1 protein-coding gene, 3 tRNA genes and 1 other annotated feature are annotated in these 2608 nt (G+C 38.3%); all 4 genes read right to left on the bottom strand.

All coding sequences use genetic code 11. The annotated features are described in order from the left end of the window. Positions 1 to 75: 75 nt before the first annotated feature. Positions 76 to 146, bottom strand: a tRNA-Trp gene (locus tag RRY75_RS14120). Positions 147 to 156: 10 nt separating this feature from the next. After that, a tRNA-Asn gene (locus tag RRY75_RS14115) sits at positions 157 to 228 on the bottom strand. Between the two features lie 401 nt (positions 229 to 629). Next, complete coding sequence (tyrS, locus tag RRY75_RS14110; protein WP_332528093.1) at positions 630 to 1835, bottom strand: tyrosine--tRNA ligase; 1206 nt, start codon at positions 1833 to 1835, stop codon at positions 630 to 632. A 146-nt stretch (positions 1836 to 1981) separates the two neighbouring features. Then, positions 1982 to 2244, bottom strand: a binding site (T-box leader). A gap of 214 nt (positions 2245 to 2458) precedes the next feature. Beyond that, positions 2459 to 2532: transfer RNA gene (locus tag RRY75_RS14105), tRNA-Met, on the bottom strand. Between the last annotated feature and the right edge of the window lie 76 nt (positions 2533 to 2608).

Genomic DNA, 2608 nt, shown 5'->3' with positions numbered 1-2608 from the left:
TTGACCCCCTGCGTGCAAGGCAGGTGCTCTCCCAGCTGAGCTAAGCCCCCATAAAGACTGTCTAGTGAAACGAAGCAGGGGCAGAAGGAATCGAACCATCCTCTGGAGTTTTGGAGACTCTTATTCTACCGATGAACTATGCCCCTATATTGGAAACTCCCCGAGTAGGGTTCGAACCTACGACCCTTCGGTTAACAGCCGAATGCTCTGCCGCTGAGCTATCGAGGAATATCTGTCTCACTGACAAGATTTATTCTACATTATCCATTGACACTTGTCAACACTAAAACGTATTTTTTTATTATTTTTTTCAAGATGAGTTTAAGCTTTCATTTCTTGTTTATTTCCTTATAGGTTACACACCTCATGTATGCTTATATTTACAGGGTTTGTAGCTTTATTAAGCATCCTTATGCCTATATAAACCACGATGCTACCTATAACTACCACAAGTATTCCCATTCCTACCATACTAGAAAGTAGCTACTCCTACGTTTCTCGCTCTAATTACTTTGCACAATAGAAAATTAGAACTTACCGATTATACAAAAACTCCTAGGACGTTTTCTTTAACGTAGATGTCCTAGGAGTTTGTCAGTAATCTTCTTATTGATTAGTGTATCACATAATTACTCAAATTTTACAAATTTTTTCTTTCCAATTTTCAAAATATCTCCTGATTGGATAGTCTGCTCAAGATCGTTTACCTCTACTTGGTTGAGTTGTACACCTTTTTGTTTCATCATACGTCTAAACTCACTACTACTTGGAGCAAATCCTTCTTGCACTAAAACCGGAATAACATCTAAAAGTGTCTGTTGTCCCTCTTCTAATGCTAAGGATGGAATATCTGTAGGAATAGCTTTCTTACTAAATGCCGCTTCATAGTATGCCACCGCACCCACTACTTCTTCCTCTGAATGGTAAAGCCCTGTAATAATATGGGCAAGTTCTAATTTCACATCTTTTGGGTTGGCACCCTGAGCAAGTGATGCTTTGATTGCATCAATACGGTCTGGATGTTCATCCGTTGCCAGTTCAAAGTATTTGATAATCAGCTCATCTGGTACTTCCATGATTTTTTTAAACATTACATTGGCTGGTTCACTGACTCCGATGTAGTTTCCTAAACTTTTACTCATTTTCTCTACGCCATCTAATCCCTCTAAAATAGGCATGAACATAGCAATTTGCTGTTCTTGACCCATAGTCTTTTGCAAAGTTCTGCCCATCAAGATATTAAAGGTTTGGTCTGTTCCCCCAAGTTCAATATCCGCTTCAAGCTCTATAGAATCGTATGCTTGCATAAGTGGGTAGAAAAATTCATGAATTCCAATAGGCGTATTACTATTATAACGTTTTTGGAAGTCATCCCTTTCTAAGATTCGTGCAACGGTGGTAGTCGCTGCAAGTCTTAAGACATCTTCAAAATTTAACTTTGAAAGCCATTCACTGTTAAAGCGTACTTCAGTCTTATCTTTATCTAGTACTTTAAAAATTTGCTCTGCATAAGTCTTGGCATTAGCTTCAACCTGTTCAGTAGTCAAGGCATTTCTACCTTTAGATTTTCCTGTAGGGTCCCCTATCTTACCAGTAAAGTCTCCTATGACAATTACTGCTCTGTGCCCTAAGTCCTGCATTTGCTTAATCTTACGTAATACAACTGCATGGCCTAAGTGTATATCTGGTGCACTTGGATCTAGACCTAGTTTAATCGTTAAAGATTTGCCTTCTTTTTCAGCTTTCTTAAGCTTTGCCTCAAGTTCTGTCTCATTGACTAATGTATGCACACCTTTTGTAATAATGCGCATTTGTTCCTGTGTAGATTTACTCATATTGAACACTCCTTTTGGTTTAAAATAAATTTAAAGTTTGAGTTTAATATAAGCAAGTTCTATAAGACTTAGAAACGCTTTCGCAAGAATGTCTCTATTAAATTCAATAAATGAATCCAATAAAAAAAGCCCTCACCCCTTTGATTCAAAAGGACGAGAGCTACTCTCGCGTTACCACCTTCAGTTTATAGATCATTCACATGATCTACCTCTTCGAGTACGCCCATAAGTGGGTTAATACTCTAGCACTATAACGTGTGCAGGAATCCGTCACAGCCTACTTTCCTCATCCGGGTTCGGTGTGAAGCTCAAAGATGTATTCATAACTAATTCGTACATGCACCTCTCATCAACCGGTTGCTTTCTGTATGCGTCCTTAGCTACTACTTGTTCTTATCATCGCTTTTCTTCATCTTATACTCCGAAATATAGTCTGGGACTATAAGTCTTCGTTATGCATTTATTAATTATACTTATCATATGCCACACACTACTAAATGTCAAGCACATAATAAGTTAGATATTTTCTCCAATTTATTTATTCAAATAGCAATCGATTGATTACCCTCTATACATCTGCTATAAAAAAAATCAGATACCAAATTGTATCTGATTTTATCTAGTAGCGGAAGACGGATTTGAACCGCCGACACCATGGGTATGAACCATGTGCTCTAGCCAACTGAGCTATTCCGCCATATTTGTTTGTGGTATAAATATGGTCGCTATAGGGCTCGAACCTATGACCCCCTGCTTGTAAGGCAGGTGCTCTC

Source organism: Niameybacter sp., assembly GCF_036655075.1.
Lineage (GTDB): Bacteria > Bacillota > Clostridia > Lachnospirales > Cellulosilyticaceae > Holtiella.
Note: the sequence above shows the minus strand (reverse complement) of the source record. Positions and strands in the feature narration are given on the sequence as shown.